The 25,361-nt window shown below is 56.1% G+C and carries 25 protein-coding genes; 11 read left to right on the top strand and 14 right to left on the bottom strand.

Going from position 1 to position 25,361, the window contains the following annotated elements; genetic code table 11:
• Positions 1-71: 71 nt before the first annotated feature.
• Positions 72-1,343, bottom strand: a complete 1,272-nt coding sequence (fabF, locus tag PYW49_RS07775) for a beta-ketoacyl-ACP synthase II (protein WP_320386147.1) — start codon at positions 1,341-1,343, stop codon at positions 72-74.
• Between the two features lie 97 nt (positions 1,344-1,440).
• The gene (locus PYW49_RS07770) at positions 1,441-1,998 is read right to left on the bottom strand and encodes a winged helix-turn-helix transcriptional regulator (protein WP_024359106.1); all 558 of its coding nucleotides are present in this window, start codon (positions 1,996-1,998) and stop codon (positions 1,441-1,443) included.
• Positions 1,999-3,178: 1,180 nt separating this feature from the next.
• Between PYW49_RS07770 and cspE the strand changes: the two genes are divergently transcribed.
• Positions 3,179-3,391 (top strand): transcription antiterminator/RNA stability regulator CspE, encoded by a 213-nt coding sequence (gene cspE, locus PYW49_RS07765; RefSeq protein ID WP_134348520.1) that lies wholly within the window; start codon positions 3,179-3,181, stop codon positions 3,389-3,391.
• A gap of 230 nt (positions 3,392-3,621) precedes the next feature.
• Here cspE and PYW49_RS07760 read toward each other — a convergent pair whose 3' ends face one another.
• Together PYW49_RS07760 and PYW49_RS07755 are read right to left on the bottom strand one after the other, a co-directional pair.
• Complete coding sequence (locus PYW49_RS07760; protein ID WP_320386146.1) at positions 3,622-4,077, bottom strand: hypothetical protein; 456 nt, start codon at positions 4,075-4,077, stop codon at positions 3,622-3,624.
• A 265-nt stretch (positions 4,078-4,342) separates the two neighbouring features.
• Positions 4,343-5,227, bottom strand: a complete 885-nt coding sequence (locus tag PYW49_RS07755; RefSeq protein WP_320386145.1) for a LysR family transcriptional regulator — start codon at positions 5,225-5,227, stop codon at positions 4,343-4,345.
• Between the two features lie 120 nt (positions 5,228-5,347).
• Here PYW49_RS07755 and gstA point away from each other — a divergent pair, with 120 nt between their 5' ends.
• Positions 5,348-5,953, top strand: a complete 606-nt coding sequence (gstA, locus tag PYW49_RS07750; protein WP_320386144.1) for a glutathione transferase GstA — start codon at positions 5,348-5,350, stop codon at positions 5,951-5,953.
• 56 nt (positions 5,954-6,009) lie between these two features.
• On the opposite strand, the gene PYW49_RS07745 is transcribed toward gstA, so the two are convergent.
• The 3 genes from PYW49_RS07745 to PYW49_RS07735 form a co-directional block, all read right to left on the bottom strand.
• A complete protein-coding gene (locus PYW49_RS07745; RefSeq protein WP_134348516.1) occupies positions 6,010-6,264 on the bottom strand; it encodes a hypothetical protein in 255 nt (84 codons plus the stop codon).
• A gap of 82 nt (positions 6,265-6,346) precedes the next feature.
• The gene (locus tag PYW49_RS07740) at positions 6,347-6,937 is read right to left on the bottom strand and encodes a hypothetical protein (protein ID WP_320386143.1); all 591 of its coding nucleotides are present in this window, start codon (positions 6,935-6,937) and stop codon (positions 6,347-6,349) included.
• Positions 6,938-7,039: 102 nt separating this feature from the next.
• A complete protein-coding gene (locus tag PYW49_RS07735; RefSeq protein ID WP_320386142.1) occupies positions 7,040-7,933 on the bottom strand; it encodes a LysR substrate-binding domain-containing protein in 894 nt (297 codons plus the stop codon).
• A 106-nt stretch (positions 7,934-8,039) separates the two neighbouring features.
• On the opposite strand from PYW49_RS07735, the gene PYW49_RS07730 reads away from it, so the two are divergent.
• The 3 genes from PYW49_RS07730 (at position 8,040) to PYW49_RS07720 (ending at position 10,934) form a co-directional block, all read left to right on the top strand.
• Positions 8,040-9,593 (top strand): MFS transporter, encoded by a 1,554-nt coding sequence (locus PYW49_RS07730; RefSeq protein ID WP_320386141.1) that lies wholly within the window; start codon positions 8,040-8,042, stop codon positions 9,591-9,593.
• A gap of 84 nt (positions 9,594-9,677) precedes the next feature.
• A complete protein-coding gene (locus PYW49_RS07725) occupies positions 9,678-10,496 on the top strand; it encodes an AraC family transcriptional regulator (protein ID WP_320386140.1) in 819 nt (272 codons plus the stop codon).
• 75 nt (positions 10,497-10,571) lie between these two features.
• Positions 10,572-10,934 (top strand): cupin domain-containing protein, encoded by a 363-nt coding sequence (locus PYW49_RS07720; protein WP_320386139.1) that lies wholly within the window; start codon positions 10,572-10,574, stop codon positions 10,932-10,934.
• A gap of 285 nt (positions 10,935-11,219) precedes the next feature.
• Here the strand turns inward: PYW49_RS07720 and PYW49_RS07715 are convergent, their stop codons facing one another.
• On the bottom strand, positions 11,220-11,615 hold the full coding sequence (locus tag PYW49_RS07715) for a hypothetical protein (protein ID WP_320386138.1): 396 nt from the start codon (positions 11,613-11,615) through the stop codon (positions 11,220-11,222).
• A gap of 301 nt (positions 11,616-11,916) precedes the next feature.
• On the opposite strand from PYW49_RS07715, the gene PYW49_RS07710 reads away from it, so the two are divergent.
• Together PYW49_RS07710 and PYW49_RS07705 are read left to right on the top strand one after the other, a co-directional pair.
• Positions 11,917-13,092, top strand: a complete 1,176-nt coding sequence (locus PYW49_RS07710; protein WP_320386137.1) for an efflux RND transporter periplasmic adaptor subunit — start codon at positions 11,917-11,919, stop codon at positions 13,090-13,092.
• Positions 13,092-16,199: an efflux RND transporter permease subunit gene (locus PYW49_RS07705; protein WP_320386136.1), complete on the top strand. Its 3,108-nt coding sequence runs from the start codon at positions 13,092-13,094 to the stop codon at positions 16,197-16,199. Before PYW49_RS07710 ends, PYW49_RS07705 begins: the two co-directional genes overlap by 1 nt.
• Before the next feature lie 3 nt (positions 16,200-16,202).
• On the opposite strand, the gene PYW49_RS07700 is transcribed toward PYW49_RS07705, so the two are convergent.
• Both PYW49_RS07700 and PYW49_RS07695 read right to left on the bottom strand, forming a co-directional pair.
• Positions 16,203-16,862, bottom strand: coding sequence for a helix-turn-helix domain-containing protein (locus PYW49_RS07700; protein WP_320386135.1), 660 nt, complete (start codon positions 16,860-16,862; stop codon positions 16,203-16,205).
• Positions 16,863-16,970: 108 nt separating this feature from the next.
• Positions 16,971-17,852, bottom strand: coding sequence for a LysR family transcriptional regulator (locus PYW49_RS07695; RefSeq protein ID WP_320386134.1), 882 nt, complete (start codon positions 17,850-17,852; stop codon positions 16,971-16,973).
• Between the two features lie 105 nt (positions 17,853-17,957).
• On the opposite strand from PYW49_RS07695, the gene budA reads away from it, so the two are divergent.
• The 4 genes from budA to PYW49_RS07675 all read left to right on the top strand — a co-directional run bounded on the left by budA (position 17,958) and on the right by PYW49_RS07675 (position 21,826).
• Positions 17,958-18,737, top strand: a complete 780-nt coding sequence (gene budA / locus PYW49_RS07690; protein WP_320386133.1) for an acetolactate decarboxylase — start codon at positions 17,958-17,960, stop codon at positions 18,735-18,737.
• 13 nt (positions 18,738-18,750) lie between these two features.
• Positions 18,751-20,430, top strand: coding sequence for an acetolactate synthase AlsS (alsS, locus tag PYW49_RS07685; protein ID WP_320386132.1), 1,680 nt, complete (start codon positions 18,751-18,753; stop codon positions 20,428-20,430).
• 20 nt (positions 20,431-20,450) lie between these two features.
• Complete coding sequence (locus PYW49_RS07680; protein ID WP_134348508.1) at positions 20,451-21,221, top strand: (S)-acetoin forming diacetyl reductase; 771 nt, start codon at positions 20,451-20,453, stop codon at positions 21,219-21,221.
• A gap of 131 nt (positions 21,222-21,352) precedes the next feature.
• Positions 21,353-21,826, top strand: a complete 474-nt coding sequence (locus PYW49_RS07675; protein WP_320386131.1) for a cold-shock protein — start codon at positions 21,353-21,355, stop codon at positions 21,824-21,826.
• Between the two features lie 69 nt (positions 21,827-21,895).
• Here the strand turns inward: PYW49_RS07675 and PYW49_RS07670 are convergent, their stop codons facing one another.
• The 4 genes from PYW49_RS07670 to PYW49_RS07655 are packed head-to-tail and all read right to left on the bottom strand — an operon-like array spanning position 21,896 to position 25,262.
• Positions 21,896-22,600 carry an ABC transporter ATP-binding protein gene (locus PYW49_RS07670; RefSeq protein WP_320386130.1) on the bottom strand — a complete coding sequence of 235 codons (705 nt, stop codon included), beginning with the start codon at positions 22,598-22,600 and terminating at the stop codon, positions 21,896-21,898.
• The gene (locus tag PYW49_RS07665) at positions 22,587-23,423 is read right to left on the bottom strand and encodes an ABC transporter ATP-binding protein (protein ID WP_320386129.1); all 837 of its coding nucleotides are present in this window, start codon (positions 23,421-23,423) and stop codon (positions 22,587-22,589) included. Before PYW49_RS07665 ends, PYW49_RS07670 begins: the two co-directional genes overlap by 14 nt.
• Positions 23,416-24,249, bottom strand: coding sequence for an ABC transporter permease (locus tag PYW49_RS07660; RefSeq protein WP_237846178.1), 834 nt, complete (start codon positions 24,247-24,249; stop codon positions 23,416-23,418). The genes PYW49_RS07665 and PYW49_RS07660 overlap by 8 nt, the downstream gene beginning before the upstream one ends.
• Complete coding sequence (locus PYW49_RS07655) at positions 24,249-25,262, bottom strand: ABC transporter permease (RefSeq protein WP_134348503.1); 1,014 nt, start codon at positions 25,260-25,262, stop codon at positions 24,249-24,251. Before PYW49_RS07655 ends, PYW49_RS07660 begins: the two co-directional genes overlap by 1 nt.
• Positions 25,263-25,361 lie beyond the last annotated feature (99 nt).

Genomic DNA, 25,361 nt, shown 5'->3' with positions numbered 1-25,361 from the left:
ATCAGTGACTGAATATTTTGCTCTGGTGGAAGTCCCCCACCGACCTTTCCAGAGGGGGAGCTGAACTATTATTACCAGCGTTTCAGCAGCAGGCTGGCGTTGACACCGCCAAAACCAAAACCGTTCGAAAGCGCATAACGCATCTTCTGTGGGCGGGCCACCAGCGCCACCAGGTTCAGACCTTCCGCGTTTTCATCGGGGTGATGCAGGTTCAGCGTCGGCGGCACCATCTGGTCGCGCAGCGCCTGAATGGTGAAAATAGCCTCAATTCCGCCAGCTGCGCCTAATAGATGGCCGGTTGCTGATTTCGTCGAGGTAATGGCGACGGGATGCGCGCCAAACAGTTTTTTAATCGCCGCAAGTTCACCTTTGTCTCCAACCTGAGTCGAGGTGGCGTGAGCGTTGATATGGTCAATCTCTTCTGCTGAGATGCCCGCCTGACGAATGGCCATTTCCATGGCCCGACGTGCGCCATCACCATCTTCCGGGCCAGCGGTCAAATGATAAGCATCAGCGCTGGTGCCGTAGCCGACAAGCTCGGCCAGCGGCGTGGCGCCTCGCGCTAGCGCGTGCTCCAGCGACTCAATCACGATAAGCCCGGCACCTTCTCCCATTACAAAACCATCGCGGTCGCGGTCAAAGGGGCGGGAAGCGGCTTCCGGCTGGTCGTTAGAGGAGCTGGAAAGCGCCTTTGCTGCAGCAAACCCGGCAAGACTAACACGATGAATTGCCGCTTCTGCACCACCGCAGAGGGCGATATCTGCCTCGCCGCTGTGGATCATCCGTGCAGCATCGCCAATGGCCTGCGCGCCTGCCGCGCAGGCGGTTACCGGCGCGCCTATGGGGCCACGGAAACCGTGGGCGATAGACACATGCCCGGCGGCCAGGTTGGCAAGAAAAGAGGGGATGGTGAACGGAGACAGGCGACGCGGCCCGCGCTCATCCGTCGTATGTACCGCATTGGCGATCTCGCCGAACCCGCCGATCCCGGTGGCAATGACCGTTGCGGTGCGTTCTTGTTCTGTCGCTGATTCAGGCGACCACCTGGCCTGCGTTAGCGCCTCATGCGCGGCAACCAGCGCAAACTCGATAAAGCGATCCATCTTTTTGCGCTCTTTGGCCGGGATGATCGCTAGTGGATCGAAGCCGTGCAACGCATCGTGTTCGATGGACGGAACCAGTCCAGCCACTTTGCAGGGAATATCCGCGACCAACTGCTCGCTAAGCTTTGTAATACCTGACTTCCCTGCCAGCAGAGATTGCCAGACATGCTGTACGCCGCACCCCAGAGGGCTGACAATCCCCATCCCGGTTATGACAATGCGTTTAACTGAAACGCCCATAATCAACTCTCCTGTAATATTAGTGTTCCGGCGGTATTTCCATCAATAGAACCAGCAGCGTGGCAATCAAAAAACGATCATGATGAGGGCTCTTTTGTTACTGGCCGGATTCATCGCTGGCATCTCTATAAGACTCGGGTTGGAATTTTTGCCCACTATAACCTTCGCGTTTGCGCTGCAAATATTCGTGACGGTATTTCATCATCGGCGAGGCTGCGGGTCCCGGCACCATGGTGTATTTATCCGGTATAATCTCTTCACCGGTCGCTTTATCGACCAGGATCGGCTCCACGTGCCGCAGGGTTTCACTTTCCACCAATTGCATCTGACGGCCTTCGGGTGCGAAGTTGCGGTTACCCCATTCCGCCAACGCCAGCAGCACCATGCGAAAATCGCGGCCGCTTTGCGTGAGGTGGTATTCGTAACGAGGCGGTGTGCTGCTGTAGCAAATCTTCTCCAGTAGTCCATCGTCTACCAGTGACTTCAGGCGGCGCGAAAGAATATTGGGCGCGACGTTACTGCTTTTCTGGAACTCGTCAAAGCGGGTAAAGCCCGCAAAGGCGTCGCGCAGGATCATTATGCTCCAACTGTCACCGATGCGGCCAAGACTACGGGCGATGGGGCAGGGAGCGTGAAAAAGTGGTTCATTTTTCATGGGCAGGCCTGAATGAATTGGTGGCTTTCAGAAGCAAATTGACATAGTAACTATCAAAATGCAAGTCACTTAAAGAATGTTCTCTTAGAGGTTCATGGCGCAGTAGTTAAGGTAGACCGCGATATACCAATACAGGGTGGCAATACGGCTTAGCGGAAAGCGGCGGTGTACCGGGCAAATGCATTGAAAAGTACCGGATGAATACTGATTAAGTCGAGTTACTGCATTCCAAATACACATGCTGCATCGCGGCAGATAGGTGTAAGACTGAGTAAACCGGTGGTGAGGGCTGCAACGGCAGCCCTGTGCCAGAAGCATCGATACAATGAATAGCGGGATGCAGCACAGCCACTATCGCTGTTAATAAAAACATGTTTTAAAAAACAGTATTGACCGCAAATCTCAAATAAGTAAATTAGTACTTAGCAGCACAATGAAAGTGGTTAGTCAGTTAGTGAATAGAAAGAAGTTCTGGGTTAAGCCATTTTGCTATACAGGCCAGGAAGTTTGTTGTTTGGGATGTAGTTAGCTTTCAGGCCTCGTAGTGATTGTGCTGATTCGCAAAATGGTAGTGTTAGCGCGACGATGTAAGGCCTTGTTTTTTTTAGTTTATGCTGGCGGTTTCGTTTTTTGATGGCAACCGTATCAGTAAAGGGCAACGCATCAAAGAGTATATGTCGCGATGGGGGATGTGCTTGTTTAAGTTGCCACGCTTAGGTTTTGAAAGCGTAGGCGGTGTATAACGAGATAAATAGAGGGAGGTTTTTTAGTATTAATGCCCAATATTATCTGTAGTGAACGGGTACATTTAAAAGCAGTATAAATAGCAGTATCACTTTATTAAGTCCATTAATGTTAAATCTGAAGTCTGTAGTACCTTAAAAGCCCTGGCTGCAATGGTCAGGGCTTTTAATATTACTGCCCCTTTTGAATTGTAAGTTTTCCCACCAGATTACTGACAAAAATAATCTTGCTTATCAACTCATATGAGTCCACCATGCGTCATCGGTTTGGCATACAGACCTTATGAAAGCAGTTTTAGTAAAGCAGTCCTCATTTCAAGCGTTATCCTTAGATACTCTTCTGCATGAGCCTCCTCCTAAGTGCCCAATAAGTCCTCATCTGCAAGCAGGCCATGTTCGCCACAACGTGTGGCTCAAGAAAATTAAAGGAAGTATCTATGTCAAATAAAATGACTGGTTTAGTAAAATGGTTTAATTCTGAAAAAGGTTTCGGCTTCATTACGCCAACTGACGGCAGCAAAGATGTTTTTGTTCATTTCTCTGCCATTCAGAGCAATGATTACAAAACGCTCGACGAAGGTCAGAAGGTTGAGTTCTCGATTGAGAATGGTGCCAAAGGCCCGGCTGCAGGAAATGTTGTCGCGCTTTAATTGCCGATAACGACACAGACGCTTACGACAGCGATGACGGCACTGGCCTGAGCAGATAAGTGAATGTGATAAAAAACCCGCCCTGAGCGGGTTTTTGTGTTTCATGGATGACATGCAACAAGGATGTCTGCTCTTCGCTCTTAACGGACATTCAACAAACAACGTTGTACTTTGCGTAAGGCCGAAATCCTGATTTTTATCCAGCGGAACCCCGGCCCCCATTACCCGCCTCAGTGCGCCGTAATATACGGCTCCTTCACAAACTCCGCCATCAGCCAGACCATATCATGCAGCAGCCCGGTGAGTTCTTTCGCCACGCCCGCAGGCAGTGTCCCGCCCATCACCGCCAGCGTTAACGCTACGGTATAGTCCACTTGCAGCGTCGTCTCTTGCCAGCAGTCCGGCACGCAGGAGGTAATTTTTTCCCCTGCGATCAACTGTTCAACCAGATACGAAGGCAGTTCGGCATCGCAGCATTCCCGCAGCCGCTTAAGCGCAGCCAGCAATCGCTTGCAGAGAGTTGTAAACGTCACTGCATCGTCAGTTTCCACCAGCACGCTTACATACGCAGCGCAGGTGTCAGCCAGTTCGAAGAGATCTGCGGAATCGCAAAGCTGAAGATTAATGAGGTGATGAACGGCGCTTTCTTCAGAGAGCGCATAAGAAAATTTAGGGGTAGTAGCCATTTAGCATCCTCGTTGTGCAAAAAAATGTCTTGTTATGCTAACGGGTTCCTACGCCCGGTTACGGATGTGCCGCAACGCAGGCACTTTACGGCGGCGAAAAAAGGAAGGAAAGGGATGCTAATGAATTACATAAGGTTGTTTGCAGGTTTGCGAGGCGGCTTCCAGAATGGCATTGCCGGGTGGCGGCTACGCCTTACCCAGCCTACGAAAACACCAAACCTCCTCACGCCACGGGGTATGAATGTGGAATCATCAATAACTCCCTTCACGCAGACCTTTTCATTTTGCTCAACCCTTCTAATAACGTCTGCGTCGCGCGGGAAGATTTTCCTCCCGGCGAACAAACAACCCCAAACTCCCGGCACAGCGAAGGCGTCACGGGCACGACGCACAAACCGCGTAATTCACCCGGCAGGGCGGATTCCGGTATCAGCGCGACGCCCATGCCTTCGCGTACCAGCAGGCAGGCGCTGATCCAGTCGCGGACGGTCACGCGTACGTCAGACAACCGCAAGCCTGCCTGTTCCATCAGGCTTTTTCCATTAACGGCACAACCGCCTGTAGCGAGTACAAAAGGCTGGTCTGCCAGTTCCTCAAGGGTGATGCCGCGCGCGCGTGCATCACGAGCCTGACGGTGGCCGGCCGGCAGCACCGCGACCCACGCATCTTGACCCAGGATCGCATCCGCGCGTCCGGGAGTAGGGTTCATGACCACGCCCAGATCAACCGTATCTGCTGCAATCCATTCCTCGACTTCCTGGTCCGTCCCTTCCAGTACAACCACCTCGATTTCAGGATGCAGGCGCTTAAAGTCCCGCAGCAGTCCTGGCAAAAATGTGGATGTCACCGAAGGAAAGCTGGCAAGACGAATGCGCCCGCCATTCAGCCCCCGGCTCTCATCCGCCAGGACGCGGATGGCGTCCAGCCGCGCCAGCATACTTCTTGCTTCTTTAACAACCCGCTCACCCAGGGCAGTCACGCCGATGTGCCGACGCTCACGCGTGAATACTGCAAATCCTAATGAGGCCTCTAACTGGGCGATCGCCTGGCTGGCACCAGACTGCGTCATGCCAACCTCTTCAGCGGCACGCGAAATATTACTGGCATCGGCCACTGCAACCAGCAAGCGCCAGTGTATAAGATTCATCATATGTATCAGTAGTTCAGCTAATAGCTAATTTATGAATCATTAATTTTACAGCGAGAGCGGCTTTAAGCACAGTGTGTTCAAACCGAATCTTCACCACTCAGCCGCTTTAAAGGAGAGATTATGAAACTCTATTACGCCCCGGACACCTGTTCACTCTCACCCCATATCGTGCTTCGCGAACAGGGGATTGAGTTTGAGCTGGTTAAAGTGGACAACAGGCGCAAGCTTACCGCTGACGGGCGCGACTTCCTGACCATTAACCCTAAAGGTTATGTCGCTGCGCTTGAACTGGATGACGGGAAAATCCTCACCGAGGGGCCAGCCATTTTGCAGTACCTGGCAGACCTCAGGCCAGAAAGTGGGCTGGCACCGCGAGCAGACAGTTGGGAGCGAGTGCGGCTTCAGGAATGGCTAAACTTTATTACCAGCGAAATACACGCTGGATTGGCACCTCTCTTCAACAATACGTTGCCGGAAGAGGCCAAATCGATTTTTCGTGAGAAGCTGTTCAGGCGGTTCAGTTTTCTTCAGGCAACGCTCTCCACAAACGCTTATCTGACAGGCTCGTCGTTCAGCGTGGCGGATGCCTATCTTTTCACCGTTCTGGGCTGGTGCAAATTCTTCGCCATTGAACTGAATAACTGGCCCGCGCTACTGGCGTACTGGGAAAAAATCAGTGCCCGTCCTGCTGTGCGGGCCGCATTACGTGCGGAGGAGAACGTTTAGTTCTGCCTGAATGAGGAGAAGAGTGAGGATGCGTTAGCGTACCGTCACGCCTTATCTCATTGCCTGGCGCTTTTCACTGCATCCTGCTTCCCCGGATTGCATTGCTGTTTTGTTCCGGGAAGATAAAATTTTCCCGACGGGTCCGGGTCTGTTCCGCCCGGACAACCCGCACGGCCCGGCGCTGAGGCGGTACCATCGGAACCGTTACCGCCATCAGAGCCATTTCCTCCATCACCACCGTTACCGCCATCGGCAGCGTTTACAGCAAATGCGCTGAGTAAGAGCAAACAGGCAATAGCATGCTTATTCATCAAAACCTCCAGTGTTTAACCCTCATACGTTCAGGAAAATATCCCCGCGTGGATCCCTTTCAGGACATGTCACAGGTGTACCTCACACCTGGCTTTCAATATTCGCTTTAACAGCCTCAAGGGTCCTTTTACGGATCCAGCCGCTGCCTGCCCGTATTGCCAGCCAGTAAGCTGTCATTTTTAGCCGAGTGCTTTTGTCCGGACAATGGATGAAGGTTTCCGTACAGAGTTCATGTTGACCAGGCGCCAGTTCTGTTACCCGATAGCGAAACAACAGTTTCGCGCTGCCCGGCGCGGCTGGCGCCTGAAAAGCACCGGCATCCGGCACGTTTTCCAGACCGAAGCCTGCACGCCAGAATTGTCCTCTTAAGCCATAGCAGAGCTCAGATGCTGAGCTTTTCAAAAGCGTAAAGCTGTGCAACCCAAAGTTGTCTATCGCGTTAGCCTGCTGATTGCGCAGAAATTTCTGCGGAAATTTTCGCAAAGACATTAACCGCCGAATCACGGGGTCTTGCTGGACGTCAAATTTTGCAATCAACGGCAGAATATTTTCAGCGCGGGTAGTGTGAATGACCGCTCGGTGTTTTTCATGGAACTGGAACTGGGGTAGAAAAGCGGGAATATCCTGCCAGCTAGCAAGCGCTTTGCGGGTCACAAATCCGGGGTTCAGCATCTCTCTTCCTTGTCATCCTTTGAGCCCAGCCAGAGTAACAGATGGCTTGCCGCAGACAATTACCAGGAAAAAGTAGTGCCGAAGCGCGCATCAATAAAACCTTTACGGCTTTAAGAGCCCGTTCTCAGACACGAAATCAATAAAACAGCGAATTCTTGGCGAAAGGTGGCGTCTGGTTGCCCACAGTGCAGAAAACTGCCCTTGCCGGATACACGAACCCGGTAAAACTTCTCTTAACTCTCCCTTCTCCAGCGCTTCACGGACGACAAAATCCGGGACGTAACTGATACCCATGCCCGCAGTGCTCATGCGGATCACGGCTTCAATATTGTTGGCGGTTAAAACAGAAACCGGCGTAAAGTCACTTATCCCATCCACACCCTGCAGCTCCCAGGGCTGGAGTAATCCTGTTGAGGGAAAGCGGTAGAGAATGAATTCATGGTTGTTTAAATCCTGCGGGGACACCGGCGAACCATACTCCAGCAGATAAGCGGGGCTGGCGCAGAGAACAAACCGGAAGCTGCCGAGCTTCTTCGATGTGAGCCTGGAGTCCGCAATTTCACCGCTGCGTATCGCCACATCGAACCCTTCATCAATGATGTTTACCAGCCGGTCACTGAAGTCCAGATCCAGCTCTATATCCGGGTAGCGGCGGGTGAAGGAAGGAAGAAGAGGAAGCAGTAATCGATAGCCCGTTACCGGAAGAGAAACCCTGAGTTTACCAGAGGGCTGGGCAATATGGCTGGTCAGCTCTGCCTCTGCGTCCTGCAGCTGTTCAAGGATCTGCTGGCAGCGAACCAGTAATACCGCACCCTCTGCCGTCAGGCTGACGCTCCGGGTGCTGCGATTGAAAAGCCTTACGCCCAGTTTTTGTTCAAGCCTGGCGACATTTTTGCCAACGGCTGACGCTGAAATACCAAGTATCCTCGCTGCCTGAACAAAGCTCAGCGTCTCCGCAGTCCTTACAAACGAGGTGAGGGAAGTCAAACTATCCATTGATTATGAACTTTATCTCTATTCAGTCGGTATTTTCAGTCTATTTATCTTAGTAATTGTCCGCAATAACATGGCTCACGAATTTCACGCGAACCAGGGTAACCAGATGCGCTCTTTCATAACTTCATTTCTCCGGCTTGCCGGAAGCCCGGCCGCCGCCTCCATTTTTCTGGCGGCCATACTGCTGCCGGTCAGTTTTACCGGTGGCGTGGTGACCACCCCGGCAATCAGCCATGCACTGGGCGGTTCCGCTGCCGCACTCTCATGGCTGACGAATGGATTCATGCTGACGTTCGGTAGCTTTCTGCTGTCAGCAGGCGTAATGGCAGATGCAGCAGGCAGAAAACGTGTATTCATCCTCGGGTTATTTATCTTTGCTCTTAGCAGTTCGCTCATTTCCGTAGCCGATAATATCTTCTTAATCGGCGTGCTCCGGTCACTACAGGGCATCGCTGCAGCGATGACTTTAGCGGGCGGCAGTGCTGCACTGGCTCAGCTCTATGAGGGCGCTGCCCGAACCCGGGCATTCAGCATTCTGGGGACGATGTTTGGCGCAGGATTAGCCTTCGGCCCTCTGGTGATTGGGTTTATTACAGATGCTCTCGGCTGGCGGTGGGTGTATGCCTTGATGGCGCTGATCTCAGGAACGGTCATGCTGACGGGCACATTGTTCATTCCCGTGTCGGAAAAAAGCGCACATCGAGTGGTGGATTACGCAGGCTTAACGCTGTTTACAGCGGCACTGGTTCTGTTTACTGCGGGGATAATGCTGGTGCCGGTCTGGGGATGCTTATCCCTTCCCGGCCTGGCTCTGTTTGCTACCGCTTTACTGCTGTTCATCGCGTTTATGGCGCGCTGCCTGAACGTCGAAAATCCCGTATTCGACTTATCTCTTGTACGTGCCCCGCGTTTTGCTGGCGTCCTGTTACTGCCGATAGCAACCTGCTATTGCTATGTTGTGCTGCTGATTATCCTCCCGCTGCGTTTTATGGGCGGTGACGGCCTGAGCGAGACCCAGAGCGCGTTTTATCTCATGGCGCTGACGACACCGATGCTGATCGTTCCCTCGCTCTCTGCCTTACTGACCCGGTGGTTTAATCCGGGCTCTGTTTCAGCCGCAGGACTGATGTTATCCGCAGCCGGGTTGCTCATTCTCGGGCAGGCTTTACAGAGCACCAGCAGCATTCTGCTTCTGTTTTCGCTGGTCCTGACTGGCGCAGGCGCCGCACTTCCCTGGGGGCTTATGGATGGCCTGGCCATTTCCTCCGTACCCGTCGAAAAAGCCGGTATGGCGGCAGGTCTGTTTAATACTGTTCGTGTTGCGGGGGAAGGCATTGCGCTTGCCATGGTGTCAGCATTTTTAGTGGAAATGAACGCGCTCAATCTCAGAGAAAACCTCTCCGGTTATGCGCCAGAGAGTATCGATGGTGCCGCTTCATGGCTGGGAAGTGGAAATACTGAACGGGCCGCTGCGCTCTTGCCGGGTCTTTCACATCAGTTGCTCAGGGAAAGTTTTGACTCGGCCTATGTATGGTTATTTCGTCTCCTCGCCGCAATCACTGTGCTTTGTGCGTTCATGGTCTGGCGGGTGTTAGGACGGAGTCGTCCCGTTTATAGCGCCTTACCTTCAGCGGTATCCCGGGCCCGACCCCCGCGTTAGCCGCGTTGCCAACAACGACTTTCCAAACTGCACCCGATGCGTTTAAGGTGTTGTTTCACCCTCAAAGGGCATCAGGTGTCATACATGTCGAATGCAAAAGCTAACAAAGACTGGGTCAGACTGGCGCAACAACCCGGGAAAATAGAGCGTATAGAGGCGTATTTCAGCGGACATGGCTATGAGCCGCATCGTCATGACACCTACGCCATAGGCAGAACCTTGTCCGGGGTGCAGAGCTTTCACTATCGGGGCAGTCAACAACACAGCCTGCCGGGCGGGACGATGGTCCTGCACCCGGACGAAGTGCATGACGGGGAAGCGGGGACGACGGAAGGGTTTCAGTATCGGATGCTGTATGTCGATCCTGCAGACATTCAGAAAATCCTGGGCGGAAAACCGCTGCCGTTTATTCCCGGCGGGATCTCATCCGATCCCCGACTTTTCGCGGCGACGGAATCACTACTGAGAGCGCCGGAAGAGCCTGTTGATACGCTGGAAGAAGAGGATGCGCTCTACGATCTGGCTAACACTCTGGCCATTGTGGGAGGGCAACGCTTTCGCCGATGCGTATTCGATTATCCCTCCGCAGAGAGAGCGCGCGAGTATATACAAACAGAATTCTGCCTGAACATTACGCTGGATACGTTATCGGCCGTCAGCGGAAGGGACCGCTGGAGCCTGAGCCGGGATTTTCGCGCACTTTACGGCACAAGCCCCTATCGCTATGTGACAATGCGCCGTCTGGAATATTGCCGACGTTTGATTGAGAAAGGCCTCTCTCTTGCAGAAGTGGCCGTGGAGGCAGGGTTTTCCGACCAAAGTCATATGACGCGCCAGTTTATAAAAACGCTGGGGATCTTTCCGGGACGCTGGCAGAAATTCATCCAAAACAGCCGTGCCTGAGCTGCACGATCGTTCAAGACTGGCGCAGCGGCCTCACTCTATTCTGAACACTTCTCAACCGTAGGGAGTGTCACCATGTATCAAGCTGTTAATTTAGAAAATAAATTTTCCCTCTTCGACGCGCACTGGCAGCCGAAAGTCATCGCCCAGATGAATGACTACCAGTTTAAGATTGTGAAAATCGAGGGGGATTTTATATGGCACGCGCACCCTGAAACTGACGAAGCATTTATCGTTGTTGAGGGCGTGTTGCGTATCGATTTTCGTGACGGGCATGTGCTCGTCAATCCGGGGGAAATGTACGTAGTGCCAAAAGGCATTGAGCACAAAACCTCTGCTGAGAAGACCGTAAAAATGATGATGATAGAACCTTGCGGGGTCTTAAATACCGGGCATGAAGGCGGGGAGCGCACCGCAGAGAACGATGTCTGGATTTGACGCCTGTGGCTGACTTGCCGGGTGGCGGCTACGCCTTACCCGGCCTACAAAAAAACAAAACTCCCCGCGACACGAACCGTAGGCCCGTGCAAGCGCAGCGCCGCCGGGCGCAGCAGCACTGCATTAATGTGGGATCATGCCCCCGGTTACGACTGATAAAAAGGGAAGAAAAGCAGAAACCCTGAGTTGTACAAGGTTGCGAGGCGGCTTCAAGAAAAGGCACGCCGGGTAGGATTTTCCCGGCCTGCAATAACGTTAATAACGAGCGGGTAAATAACGACACCCTTATCCCGCTGCGTGCTGCTTATACATTTCCAGTAGTTTATTCTTTTGCTCCTGCGTAAGCATTTTACTGATGTTAGTATAATAGGTAATACGACAATGCGCAGCCTGCTCATGTAACCCATTCTCGATAGCCATTTGCTGTTTAAATATTTTTTCATCCATGGTGCCTGATTTAATCATTTTCAAAAAATCCTGCGGATGGAATTGACTCGCATCGATATTATTCATGCACTCCTGCGCATCTGCATGCAGATTTATGAGCTGTGTTTTTTGCGACTTATCTAACTGCAACACGCTACCAAAGGTTTCAGGTTGAGGGGTAAGTGGCTCTGCAGCCAGCGTCATGCCTGAAAAAATAAAGGTAGATAAGCCTAATGCGATAGTCGGAAATTTCATAGAATAGTGCTCCATTCGAATAAGTGATTTCACTGTAGCAAACACGGCAGCCTAAAAAAGTCTCATTTGGAACTTTCACCCAGGCTATTGGGGTAAAAAACTCTGCCACCAATATGTCGTGGCAGAGAAACCGGACTTTCAAGGTTGGAACGTATCTGACGATACGCAATAAACAGTAAAGTGAAATGATTATCCAGGTCAATTTTTGCAAAGTATCAAATGACACTCCAGTTATTTATTCAGGTCGGTATAGTTCGTCGCGATATTAAAAAAACAAACTTCGGACTTAAAGGCTTAACAGATGAAAAACAATTATCCCGGTTTATTCGGAGGGCTGGTCATATCCTGCTCTCTGTTACTCACCGCGTGTGACCGCAACGCGCCTGCACCCAGCGCACAGGCTCCCCATCCGGTGGGCGTGGTTAGGCTGCGCAGCCAGTCACTTCCTGTACAAAGCGAACTCCCCGGCAGGGTATCGGCGTTTCGCATGGCAGACGTACGCCCGCAGGTCAGCGGTATTATTCAGAAGCGTAACTTCGTGGAGGGCAGCCATGTGCATGAGGGCGAATCTCTCTACCAGATTGACCCGGCGACGTATCAGGCTGCGCTGAATAGCGCCAGAGGCGACCTCGCCAGGGCCACCGCTGCGGCAACGCAGGCTCACCTCACTGCCAACCGCTACCGGGCGCTGATCAAAACGCACTATGTCAGTCAGCAAGACTGCGACACGGCAGTGGCGAACGCGCAGCAGGCCGATGCCCAGGTTGTAGCCCAAAAAGCGGTTGTCGAGCAGGCGCAAATCAACCTCAACTACACCAAAGTCACGTCACCGATTTCAGGGGTTATTGGTAAATCCTCCGTGACCGAAGGGGCGCTGGTCACAGAGAGTCAGTCTTCTGCGCTCGCGACAGTGCAGCAACTGGACCCGGTTTATATCGATGTGACTCAGTCCAGCGACGATTTTCTGGAGCTGAAAAGCGAGATGGAAAAAGGGCAGATTAAACAGCAGAACGGGCAGGCTGACGTCATGCTGCAACTGGATAATGGTCGTCTGTATCCTCGTAAGTGCCAGCTTGAGTTTTCTGATGTCACCGTAGACCAGACGACGGGCTCGATCACGGTGCGGGCGGTTTGTCCAAACCCGGACAACACGCTGCTGCCAGGGATGTTTGTTCGTGCCCATCTCACTGAAGGCGTGCGCAAAGATGCCTTGCTGGTGCCTCAGCAGGCTATAACCCGTACACCGCGCGGTGATGCAACGGCGATGGTCGTGGACAACCACAACAAAGCGCAGGTTCGTCGTGTTCAGGCTGCGCAGGCCACGGGGAATCAGTGGCGCGTCACGGCAGGGTTATCGGCGGGCGATCGGGTGATTGCTACGGGTCAACTGATGCTGCGACCGGGGATGACCGTGATGCCAACTGAAGATGACAGCATGGCGGCCTGGGCGCCGGGCAACAGTGCGGGGGGCAAATAATGTCGAATTTCTTTATTAGCCGCCCGATTTTCGCCTGGGTGATTGCCATTGTGCTGATGCTTGCCGGTGGCCTGTCGATCCTGAAGCTGCCCGTGTCGCAGTATCCGACCATCGCGCCACCCGCAGTGCAGATCACCGCCAGCTATCCGGGCGCTGACGCCAAAACCGTGGAAGACACGGTGACGCAGGTTATCGAACAGAAAATGAATGGTCTGGACGGGCTGATGTATATGTCTTCCAACAGTGACGCGATGGGCAATACTACCGTGACGCTGACGTTCAAAAACGGCACCGACCCTGATATCGCACAGGTTCAGGTGCAGAATAAGCTTCAGCTGGCGATGCCGCTGCTGCCTGCTTCGGTGCAGAGCATGGGCATTAACGTTCAGAAAGCCAGCAGCAGTTTTTTGATGGTGGTGGGGTTTACGGGTGAGAAGGACAGCGCTTTAACCCAGGCCGATCTGGCAGATTATGTGGCGTCGACCGTGCAGGATCCCATTAGCCGGACACAGGGCGTAGGGCAGGTGCAGTTGTTCGGTGCGCAGTATGCGATGCGCATATGGCTTGATCCAAACAAGCTGAACAACTATCAGCTCACCACGCAAGAGGTGGTAAAAGCGATAAAATCCCAGAATAACCAGATTGCGGGTGGACAGCTCGGGGCATTACCGGCGCCGTCATCCCAGCGTCTGAATGCCTCTATCATCGCCCAGACCCGCTTAAGCACGCCGGAACAGTTTGGCAATATCATTCTGCGCGTCAATGAAGATGGCTCTGAAGTTCGCCTGCGCGATGTGGCACGTGTTGAACTGGGCAGTGAAAACTACAGTTCCAGTGCAGAATACAATGGCCAGGCGGCGGCCGGTCTGGGGATCAAGCTGGCCACCGGCGCGAACGCGCTCGATACGGCGAAAGCCATCAAAGCTGAAATCAATACCCTGAAACCGTTTTTCCCGGCGGGGATGAAGGTGGTGTATCCGTACGACACCACGCCGTTTGTCAAAATATCCATCCACGAGGTGGTGAAGACGCTGCTTGAAGCGATCGTGCTGGTCTTCCTGGTGATGTACCTGTTTATGCAGAACATCCGGGCCACATTGATCCCGACCATCGCGGTACCGGTAGTCCTGCTGGGGACCTTCGGGGTGCTGGCCGCCTGCGGGTTTTCCATCAATACGCTGACTATGTTCGGCATGGTGCTGGCGATAGGCCTGCTGGTTGACGATGCCATTGTGGTGGTGGAAAACGTCGAACGCGTGATGACCGAAGAGGGGCTTTCCCCCGTTGAGGCGACCCGCAAATCCATGGGGCAGATCCAGGGGGCTCTGGTCGGCATTACAATGATGCTCTCGGCCGTGTTTGTGCCGATGGCCTTTTTTGGTGGCTCGACGGGCGCTATCTATCGCCAGTTCTCCGTCACCATCGTGTCGGCGATGGTGCTGTCCGTGACCGTTGCCATGATCCTGACGCCTGCGCTGTGCGCCACCCTGCTCAAGCCGGGCAGTCATGTGCCGCAACGCGGTTTTTTCGCCTGGTTTAACCGGGTGTTCGACACTAATGCCGATCGCTATCAGAACGGTGTGGCACGTATCGTCAACAAGACCGGGCGCATGATGGCGATTTACCTGCTGATTGTCGCTGGCATGGCTGCGATGTTTGTCTTCCTGCCTACCGCTTTCCTGCCTGATGAGGATCAGGGCGTGTTTATGAACATGGTGCAGTTGCCTGCAGGGGCAACGCAATCCCGCACGCAGGCGAGCCTGGATAAGGTGACGCACTACTATCTGCATAATGAAGCGGCGAATGTGAATTCGGTGTTTACCGTGGCGGGTTTTGGCTTCAACGGCAACGGCCAGAACAACGGTATTGCGTTTGTCAGCCTCAAAGACTGGTCGGTTCGTCACGGAGCAGAAAACCGCGTGGAAGCGATTATTCAGCGCGCCAACCGCACGTTTGCCCGTACCATCCATGACGGCGTGGCTTTCGCCTTTAACCTGCCAGCCATTACGGATCTGGGCACCGCGACCGGTTTCGACTTTGAGCTGATTGATAAAGCCAACCGCGGTCATGCCGCGCTGACGCAGGCACGAAATCAGTTGCTGATGATGGTGCACAAGTTCCCCAATGTGGTGACCAAAGTCCGGCCAAACGGGCTGGAGGATGCCCCGCAGTTAAAACTGGATATCGATCAGCAAAAGGCGGAGGCGCTGGGTGTGAGCAATGACGCCATTAACAACACGATCTCCACCGCCCTGGGGGGAACTTATGTGAATGATTTCCTCGACAGGGGACGTGTGAAAAAGGTGTACGTACAGTCCGATCAGGCCTATCGCATGCTGCCGGATGACATTGATAGCTGGTACGTGAAGGGAAACCACAACCAGATGGTACCGTTCTCGGCCTTTGCCAGTGCTCACTGGGAATACGGTTCACCGCGCCTTGAACGCTACAATGGTCAGTCGTCGATGGAAATTCTGGGTGAGCCCGCACCAGGACGCAGTTCCGGGCAGGCAATGATGCTGATGGAAAAACTGGCAGCAAAACTGCCGACCGGGTTTGGCTACCAGTGGACCGGCATGTCCTGGCAACAGCAACAGTCAGGAAACCAGGCGCCCGCGTTGTATGCCATCTCATTGATCGTGGTGTTCCTCTGCCTGGCCGCCCTGTATGAGAGCTGGTCTGTACCGTTTGCGGTAATGCTGGTGGTTCCGCTGGGCGTCATTGGCGCGCTGGCGGGGGCTACGTTGCGAGGGCTTAATAATGACGTTTACTTTCAGGTGGGGCTGCTGACCACCATCGGCTTGTCGGCTAAAAACGCCATCCTGATCGTCGAGTTCGCCCGGGATCTGATGTTAAAAGAGGGGATCCCCTTGCTGGAGGCCACGCTGCAGGCAGTACGCATGCGACTGCGGCCCATCCTGATGACCTCGCTGGCCTTTATTCTTGGGGTTCTGCCGCTGGTGATCAGCAACGGCGCGGGAAGCGGAGCCCAGAATGCTGTCGGCACCGGGGTGATGGGCGGGATGATCAGTGCGACGCTGCTTGCCATCTTCTTCGTTCCGGTGTTTTACGTGGTGGTCATGCGCCTGACCACCCGCAAGAAATAGCCCTTAATAGCGTGGCGGCAGGTGAACGATACGGATCAGTTTCCCTCGCTGCGCTTCCACGTATCCGCCGTCGGTCAGGTCCTTGAGGATCCGCAGTACCGTGCTGCGGGACAGTTTGGTCGTGGACTGGATATAGCTGAGGATTGAATGCGTTTGACGAAAGGCATCGTCTTTTGTCTCCAGCTCCAGCAGTTTGCCACGGACGGTATCGTAGGCATTGTCGTTATGCAGATGCAGATCTCGCCAGGTGGAGAAGTGCAGATGAAACGCCAGCACGGTGGCGGCATCCTTCCAGAGTAAAGGCTGCTCACTGAACACCTGCAGCGCTTTTTGGCCGGACAGCACATAGACTTCGCTCTGTGGCGAAAAGCGAACGTAGGTGGTATCCCGCACGGGCATCAGCAATTCTGCAAGCCCGAAGATATGCGGCGCGACAGCCATGCTCAGTTCCAGACTGTCCTGCTTACGGTGAAGCCAGAAATGGCCCTCGGTCAGCAGGTAGATTTCCGGCCCGTTTTTATGAAAACTCCGGGGACGATGAACCAGTATCTTTTCAGCCAGCGGAAGCAGCGCATCCAGCAGACGCTGAATATTCTCCTTCGGCTTGAGCGCCAGTATTTTGTTCAGTGTGAGCTGGAAGGTATCGGCGTTCGGTGTGGTCATGGCGATGTGTGTTTATTTACGGGTTAGCAAACCAGTATTGCAGAACGCAAAATTATCGTCCACACAGGCGGTGGTGCCTTGCCCGCAAATGCAGGTACCACATCAACGTCACTTTTCATTCATCATCGCCAGAAACCGCTTCACCGTCCGCGAGCGTTCAAAACGCCGCCAGCAGAGCGCGATATCGGTATAAAGCTCCGGTGAGCTCAGTGCGTGATAGGTGACATTCGGCGGAGAAATGGCCGCCATCGATTTCGGTACCAGCGCAAACCCGCCGCCCGCGGAAACCATGCTCAGGGAAGACGAAAGCTGTGATGACTGCAGCGCGTGCTGCACGTCAATCCCGGCCCGTTCGCAGCAGCCGTAAACCCGGTCGTACAGGCCGGGCGCGACCTCCTGCGGGAACAGCACCACCGGCGTATCACGCAGTTGGTCCAGCGCCAGATCGCCGCTTGCTGCCAGCGGATGGTCGCGATGCAGCGCCACCACCATCGGCTCCCGGTCGAGGATTTTTAACTCGAACGCCTTGCTGCTCTCGCAGGGCAGGCGCACGAAGGCGATATCCAGCTCACCCTCCGCCAGCTTCGTCGTTAGCGAAGACATATTGGCTTCCACCTGGTGAACCTGCACCGCCATGTTCTGCACCTGAAACTGACGGATCAGCGCGAAAATTTTGGGATGAAAAGCGTCGGAGCTGGTAATCCCAATCGACAGGTTGCCGTTCAGCCCGCGCGCAATGCCCCGGGCTTTCTCCAGCGCGGCGTCGCTCAGCGCCAGGATCTTACAGGCGTCCTCGTAGAAGGCTTCTCCCGCTTCGGTCAACTCCACGCCCCGCGTCAGGCGTCTGAACAGCGGCGTGCCCACTTCCTCTTCGAGCCGTTTGATCTGCTGACTCAGAGGAGGCTGTGAAATACCCAGCGCTTCGGCCGCCCTGGTGAAGTGTCGCTCGCGTGCAACCGCGACAAAATACCGCAGATAACGAAGTTCCATATCTAAAACGTCTCAAACCACCATGGATTCTATATTGGAACTCTCTGCTGAATCGGGTCAACATTTATTTAACCTTTCTAAATAAAGTTGAAGAGGACGAGCGTGATGATGCATACATCTGCCTGCGACTGTGAGGCCAGTTTGTGCGAGACCCTGCGCGGGTTCTCCGCCCAGCATCCTGACAGCGTGATCTATCAGACATCGCTAATGAGCGCCCTGCTAAGCGGCGTGTACGAGGGGGAGACAACCATCGCCGATCTGCTGGCGCACGGTGATTTTGGTCTGGGCACCTTCAACGAGCTGGACGGCGAAATGATTGCCTTCAGCAGCAAAGTGTACCAGCTGCGCGCCGACGGCAGCGCCCGGGCCGCGAAGCCAGAGCAGAAAACGCCGTTCGCGGTAATGACCTGGTTTCAGCCGCAGTATCGTATCACCTTCAATGCGCCGGTCAGCCGTCAGCAGATCCACGACGCGATCGACCAGCAAATCCCCTCCGATAACCTGTTCTGCGCGCTGCGCATCGACGGCAACTTCCGCCACGCCCACACCCGCACCGTACCGCGCCAGACGCCGCCGTACCGCGCGATGACCGACGTGCTGGACGACCAGCCGGTGTTCCGCTTCAACCAGCGCGAGGGTGTGCTGGTTGGGTTCCGCACGCCGCAGCATATGCAGGGTATTAACGTGGCTGGCTATCACGAACATTTCATCACCGACGACCGTCAGGGCGGGGGCCATCTGCTCGACTACCAGCTGGAGAGCGGCGTGCTCACCTTCGGTGAAATTCACAAGCTAATGATTGACCTGCCCGCCGACAGCGCGTTTTTACAGGCCAACCTTCACCCCAGCAATCTTGATGCAGCGATCCGTTCCGTCGAAAACTAACAGGAGAACTACCGTGAACAGTGAGAAACAGTCACGTCAGTGGGCGCACGGCGCCGATATGGTTGTCGGCCAGCTGGAAGCGCAGGGCGTGAAGCAGGTGTTCGGGATCCCGGGTGCGAAAATCGACAAGGTCTTTGACTCCCTGCTGGACTCATCCATCGAGATCATCCCGGTGCGCCACGAGGCGAACGCGGCGTTTATGGCGGCGGCGGTAGGGCGGTTAACCGGCAAGGCCGGGGTCGCGCTGGTCACCTCCGGGCCGGGCTGTTCGAACCTGATCACCGGCATCGCCACCGCCAACAGCGAAGGCGACCCGGTTGTGGCGCTGGGCGGGGCGGTGAAGCGGGCGGATAAAGCCAAGCTGGTGCACCAGAGCATGGACACCGTTGCCATGTTCAGCCCGGTCACCAAATACGCTGTAGAAGTCAGTTCACCGGATGCGATTGCCGAAGTGGTATCGAACGCGTTTCGCGCGGCCGAGCACGGCAGGCCGGGGGGCGCGTTCGTCAGCCTGCCGCAGGATATTGTCGACCAGCCCGCCACGGGCGCGATTTTACCCGCCAGCGGCCCGGCGCTGATGGGCCCGGCGCCGGAATCCGCCATTAACGACGTGGCGAAGCTTATCGAAAAGGCCAAAAACCCGGTCATCCTGCTGGGGCTGATGGCGAGCCAGCCGGCCAACAGCGCCGCGCTGCGCAAGCTGCTGGAGAAAAGCCGTATTCCGGTCACCAGCACCTATCAGGCTGCCGGGGCGGTGAACCAGGAGCACTTCACCCGTTTTGCCGGACGCGTCGGCCTCTTTAATAACCAGGCAGGCGATCGTCTGCTCCATCTGGCAGACCTCATTATCTGCATCGGCTACAGCCCCGTGGAGTACGAGCCGTCCATGTGGAACAGCGGCGACGCTACGCTGGTGCACATTGATGTGCTGCCGGCCTATGAAGAACGTAACTATGTGCCGGATCTGGAGCTGGTGGGGGACATCGCCGAAACGCTGAACCTGCTCGCTAACCGCATCGAGCACAAGCTGGAGCTGAGCCAGCGGGCGTCAGAGATTCTGGTCGACCGCCAGCATCAGCGCGATCTGCTCGATCGCCGCGGCGCGTCGCTCAACCAGTTTGCGCTGCATCCGCTGCGCATCGTCCGGGCCATGCAGGACATCGTCAATAACGACGTGACGCTCACCGTGGATATGGGCAGCTTCCACATCTGGATCGCCCGCTACCTCTACAGCTTCCGGGCGCGTCAGGTGATGATCTCCAACGGTCAGCAGACCATGGGCGTCGCGCTGCCGTGGGCGATTGGCGCGTGGCTGGTCAACCCGGGGCGCAAGGTGGTGTCGGTATCCGGCGACGGCGGCTTTTTGCAGTCAAGCATGGAGCTGGAAACCGCGGTGCGCCTCAACGCCAACGTGCTGCACATCATCTGGGTGGATAACGGCTACAACATGGTGGCAATCCAGGAAGAGAAAAAATACCAGCGTCTTTCCGGCGTCGAGTTCGGGCCGGTCGATTTCAAAGTGTATGCCGACGCCTTCGGCGCGAAAGGCTTTGCCGTGGAGAGCGCCGAGGCGCTTGAACCGACGCTGCGTGCGGCGATGGATGTGGATGGGCCGGCCGTGGTGGCCATTCCCGTCGACTACAGCGATAACCCGCTGCTGATGGGCCAGCTCCATCTCAGCCAGATTTTGTGACTCACGATAAGGACAGAGAAATGCAAAAAGTTGCTCTCGTAACAGGCTCAGGCCAGGGGATTGGTAAAGCGATTGCGCTGCGCCTGGTGAAAGATGGCTTTGCCGTCGCCATCGCCGACTATAACGTTGAGACGGCGAGAGCCGTAGCCGACGAAATCATCCGCAACGGCGGCAACGCCGTCGCCGTGAAGGTGGATGTCTCTGACCGCGAGCAGGTATTTGCGGCGGTGGAAAAGGCGCGCACCGCGCTGGGCGGTTTCAACGTGATCGTGAATAACGCCGGGATTGCACCGTCTACCCCCATCGAATCCATCACGCCGGACATTGTCGACAAGGTCTACAACATCAACGTGAAAGGGGTGATCTGGGGCATTCAGGCCGCGATTGACGCGTTTCGCAAAGAGGGGCACGGCGGCAAGATCATCAACGCCTGCTCCCAGGCGGGCCACACCGGTAACCCGGAGCTGGCCGTCTACAGTTCCAGTAAATTCGCGGTGCGCGGCTTAACCCAGACCGCCGCACGGGATCTCGCCCCGCTGGGGATCACCGTTAACGCCTACTGCCCGGGCATTGTGAAAACGCCGATGTGGGCGGAGATCGACCGTCAGGTGTCCGAGGCGGCGGGTCAACCGCTCGGCTACGGGACCGAAACCTTTGCCAAACGCATTACGCTTGGCCGCCTGTCAGAACCGGAAGATGTCGCCGCCTGCGTTTCATACCTTGCCGGGCCAGACTCTGACTACATGACCGGCCAGTCGCTGTTGATTGATGGTGGGATGGTGTTCAACTAAATTCTAATAAGCTCTGACATGAGTTTTCCCCTGCCCCCGTGCAGGGGCTTTTTTTTGTCTCCTCCGCCATTGTGCATTACACTGCGCGCTGCAAAACTTTAGTCATTACGATCTGACAGGCGGTAACAGCGATGAACGGTACAATCACAACGTGGTTTAAAGATAAAGGCTTTGGATTTATCAAAGATGAAAACGGCGATAACCGCTATTTTCATGTGATTAAGGTCGCGAACCCCGATCTGATTAAGAAAGATGCCGAGGTGACCTTTGAGCCGACCACCAACAACAAAGGCCTTTCCGCCTATGCGGTGAAGGTGATCCCGGAAAGCAAGCACCTCTATATTGCGGGCGAGCGCGTGAAGCTCACCTCGATCAAATCCTTCGTGGTGTTTAACGAAGAAGAACCGGCGGATACCAAAATCGACAAAGAGAACGCGGTGCTGTCGGTTGGGCTGCTGATGAACAGCATCAAGCCGAAATCTGACAAAAAGCCGGGCGAAATGCGTACGGTGAAGAAGCTGGCGATCACCACCTTCCAGAACACGACGCTGATCTTCACCGAAGATGAGATCGACATCGATGCCACGGTGAAGCTGCTGAAGTGATTTTTTGCCGGGTGGCGGCTACGCCTTACCCGGCCTACGAAACCCGTGCGACGCTCGCCGCCACACGGTTTACCCCATCCTGTGCTCACCCCTTAACATCGCCTCCCGGTCAAACACCCGCTGGATCTCCCCGTGCGCCATAAACGCCGCCCGGTCAGACATGTGCGCAACCACGTCCGCGTCGTGGCTCACCAGCAGATAGGTCATGCCGTGCTCGGCTTTCAGACGGTTGAGCAAGTTCAGGATTTCCGCCTGCACCGACATATCCAGCGCCGAGGTCGGCTCGTCCAGCAGGAGTAGCTGCGGGCGCAGCAGCAGCGCGCGGGCAATCGCCACGCGCTGACGTTGCCCGCCGGAAAGCTGGTGCGGGTAGCGTTTCCCCGCGTCGGCGGAAAGCCCCACCTGCCGCAGCGCATCCGCGACCTTCTCCGCGACCTGCGTCTCGCCGTGGATATTCAACGGTTCAGACAGCGTGCGAGAAATCGTGTGGTTCGGGTGCAGCGAGGCCCACGGATCCTGAAAAACCATCTGCACGTTGCGGCGCAGCGGGCCGGTAAAACGCTGTCCCGGCCGTACCGCATTGCCCAGCAGCGAGAGGCTACCGCGCCACTCGCGCTGGAGCCCCGCCAGCACGCGCAGAAGGGTCGATTTCCCGCAGCCGGATTCGCCAATCAGGCTGAAGGTTTCCCCTTTTTCAATGGCAAAGCTGGCGGCTGAAACCGCCGTTTTCTCCCCGAAGCTCACGTGGAGCTGATTCACCTCAACGAGCGCCATTGTCGGCCTCCTTCCACGGCTGCGAACGGTCAAGCGTCGGCAGCATCTGCCCATAGGTACTGGCGTTCGGACGACAGGTCCACAGGGTGCGCGTGTACGGATGCGTCGCCTGCGGGAGCTGGCTTGCCGCCATCTCATCGACCTTTTCGCCCTGATACATCACCAGCACGCGGTCGCAGTGTTCCGCCACCAGCGGCAGGTCATGGCTGATGAGCAGCATCGCCATCTGACGTTCTTCGCACTGCTGCACCAGCAGCTCGAGGATCTGGTTACGCAGGCGGGCGTCCAGCGCTGACGTCGGTTCGTCGGCAATTAACACCTGCGGGTTGTTGATCAGCGCCATCGCTATCATCACCCGCTGGCCCATGCCGCCCGAGAGCTCGCCGGGGTAACGCTGAAGCATCTGTTCGCTCAGCCCGACGGCGTGGATAATCTGGTGAATGCGTTCGAGGCGTTCTGAACGGGGCAGGCGCTGATGCAGCGTGAGCGCCTCGTCGAGCTGGGCGGTAACGCTTTTCACGGGATTGAGCGCGTAGCGCGGGTCCTGCAGGACCATTGCAATCCCGTTGCCGCGCAGAGCCTGCCAGCGGCGGCTGTTCAGGGTCAGCAGGTCGTTGCCGAGTACGTTAAGCCGGTTCGCGCTCACGATGCCGGGCTTACGCACCAGCCCCATCAGGGCGCGGGCGGACATCGACTTGCCCGAGCCGGATTCCCCCACCAGCGCCAGCCGCTCGTTGCCAAGCGTGAAGCTCAGGTTGTTGACCACGCGTGCGGCGGGGTAGTCGATATTCAGCGCATCGACGATGACACGTTGTTCAGTCATGCTGTGGCTCCAGTACGTCGCGCAGGCCATCGCCTAAAAGGTTAAAGGCCAGGCTGGCAAACAGAATGGCTCCGCCCGGAATGGCGGCAATCCACCACTGGTCGAAAATCACCTGCATGCCGTCGGCAATCATCGCCCCCCATTCGGCCATAGGCGGACGTGCGCCAAGGCCGAGGAAGCCGAGACCGGCGGCGGCCAGAATAATGCCTGCCAGATCCAGCGCCAGCCGCACAATCGCGGACGGTAGACACAGGGGCAGAATATGGCCGACCAGCAGGCGCAGGCCGCGAATGCCCATCATCTCGGCGGCGGCCAGGTAATCGCTGTGGCGCAGGCGCTGAATTTCACTCCGGGCCTGACGCGCATAGGCCGGCCAGGTGGTTAAGGCCAGCGCCAGCGCGCCGTTAACCAGCCCCGGGCCAAGCATCGCCACAAACGCGAACGCGAGGATCAGGCGCGGCATCGACATCACCACGTCGGTAAAACGCATCAGGATGCGCTCCAGCCAGCCGCCGTAGTAGCCGGACAGGATCCCCACCAGCAGCCCGGCGGGCAGGGTAATGACGGTAACCAAAGCGACCAGCCCGAGCGCCGGGCGGGTGCCGTAAATTAAGCGTGAGAGCAGGTCGCGCCCGTAGCTGTCGGTGCCCAGCCAGTGCTGGCCGTTCGGTGCCTGCAGGCGCGCGGCGGCGTCCTGCCAGTTTGGGTCTAGCGGGGCAAGCCAGGTTGCGAACACGGCGATAAACACCAGCAGCGCGATGGCGATCAATCCGCAAAAGGCGGCAGGGGAGCGGCGCAGGCGGCGTAAGAAAATATAAAACGGCATCAGCGCACCCTGGGATCGGTTGCCCGCACAAGCAGGTCGGTAAGGTTATTGATCAGTACAAAGCTCACGCCAATCAGCAGCGTGCCGCCCATGATGGCGGTGGTGTCTCCGGCGAACAGGGCGGTAGTGAGGTAACGCCCGATGCCCGGCCACGAGAAGACGGTTTCTGTTAATACCGCCCCCTCCAGCATGCTGGTGTAGGCCAGCGCAATCACCGTCAGTAAAGTGCTGCGAATATTCGGCAGCACGTGGCGCAGCAGAATGGTCATCTCCCCGGCCCCCTTGGCGCGGGCGAGCAGGATGTACTCTTTGTTCATTTCGCTCAGGCAGGCAGAGCGCGTCAGGCGGGTAATGCTTGCCAGCGAATAATAGGCCAGCAGCAGCACCGGCAGCACCAGGTGGCTGATGGCGTTGCGAAATGCCTCCCGGTCGCCGGAAAGCCAGGTATCAATCAGCGCAAAACCGGTGCGTGGCTCCACGGTAAACTGCCAGATGTCGTCCAGCCTGCCGGGGCCCGCGCTCCACTGCAGCTTCGCGTAGAACAGGGCCAGCATCAGCAGGCCAAGCCAGAAAATCGGCACCGAGTTGCCGAGCAGGGTGAGCGTTCGGAGGGCTAAATCGAGCGGTGAACCGGCGTAGCGGGCGCACAGCACCCCGGCAATCACGCCGAGTACGGCACCGATGATTAAGGCCAGGGTTGCCAGCTCTAGCGTGGCGGGAAAGGCGTGCAGCAGATCCTGCAGCACCGGCTGTCCGGTGGCGCTGGCGGTACCTAAATCACCGTGAGCAAGGTTTTGCAGATAGTGCCAGAACTGCACGGGCAGGGGCCGATCCAGCCCGAGCTGGTGACGAACCTGATCGTAGGTGGACTGACTGGCATGATCGCCGACGATCTGCAGCACGCGATCGACCGGAGAAAACGCCGAAAGCGCAAACGTGACGAGCAGCAGCCCGAAGAGCGTGAGCAGCAGGGTCAACAGACCCTGGAGCACGCGGGTGGAAAGATGTGGCATGGGAAATCTCTTCATGCCGGGTGGCGGCTTCGCCTTACCCGGCCTACAAAAACCAGGAACGTAGGCCGGGTAAGCGCAGCGCCACCCGGCAAAAAAGGG

Origin of the sequence: Enterobacter chinensis (genome assembly GCF_034008295.1) — a bacterium.
Taxonomy (GTDB): domain Bacteria; phylum Pseudomonadota; class Gammaproteobacteria; order Enterobacterales; family Enterobacteriaceae; genus Enterobacter; species Enterobacter chinensis.
This window is presented reverse-complemented; position numbering and strand designations above follow the sequence as displayed.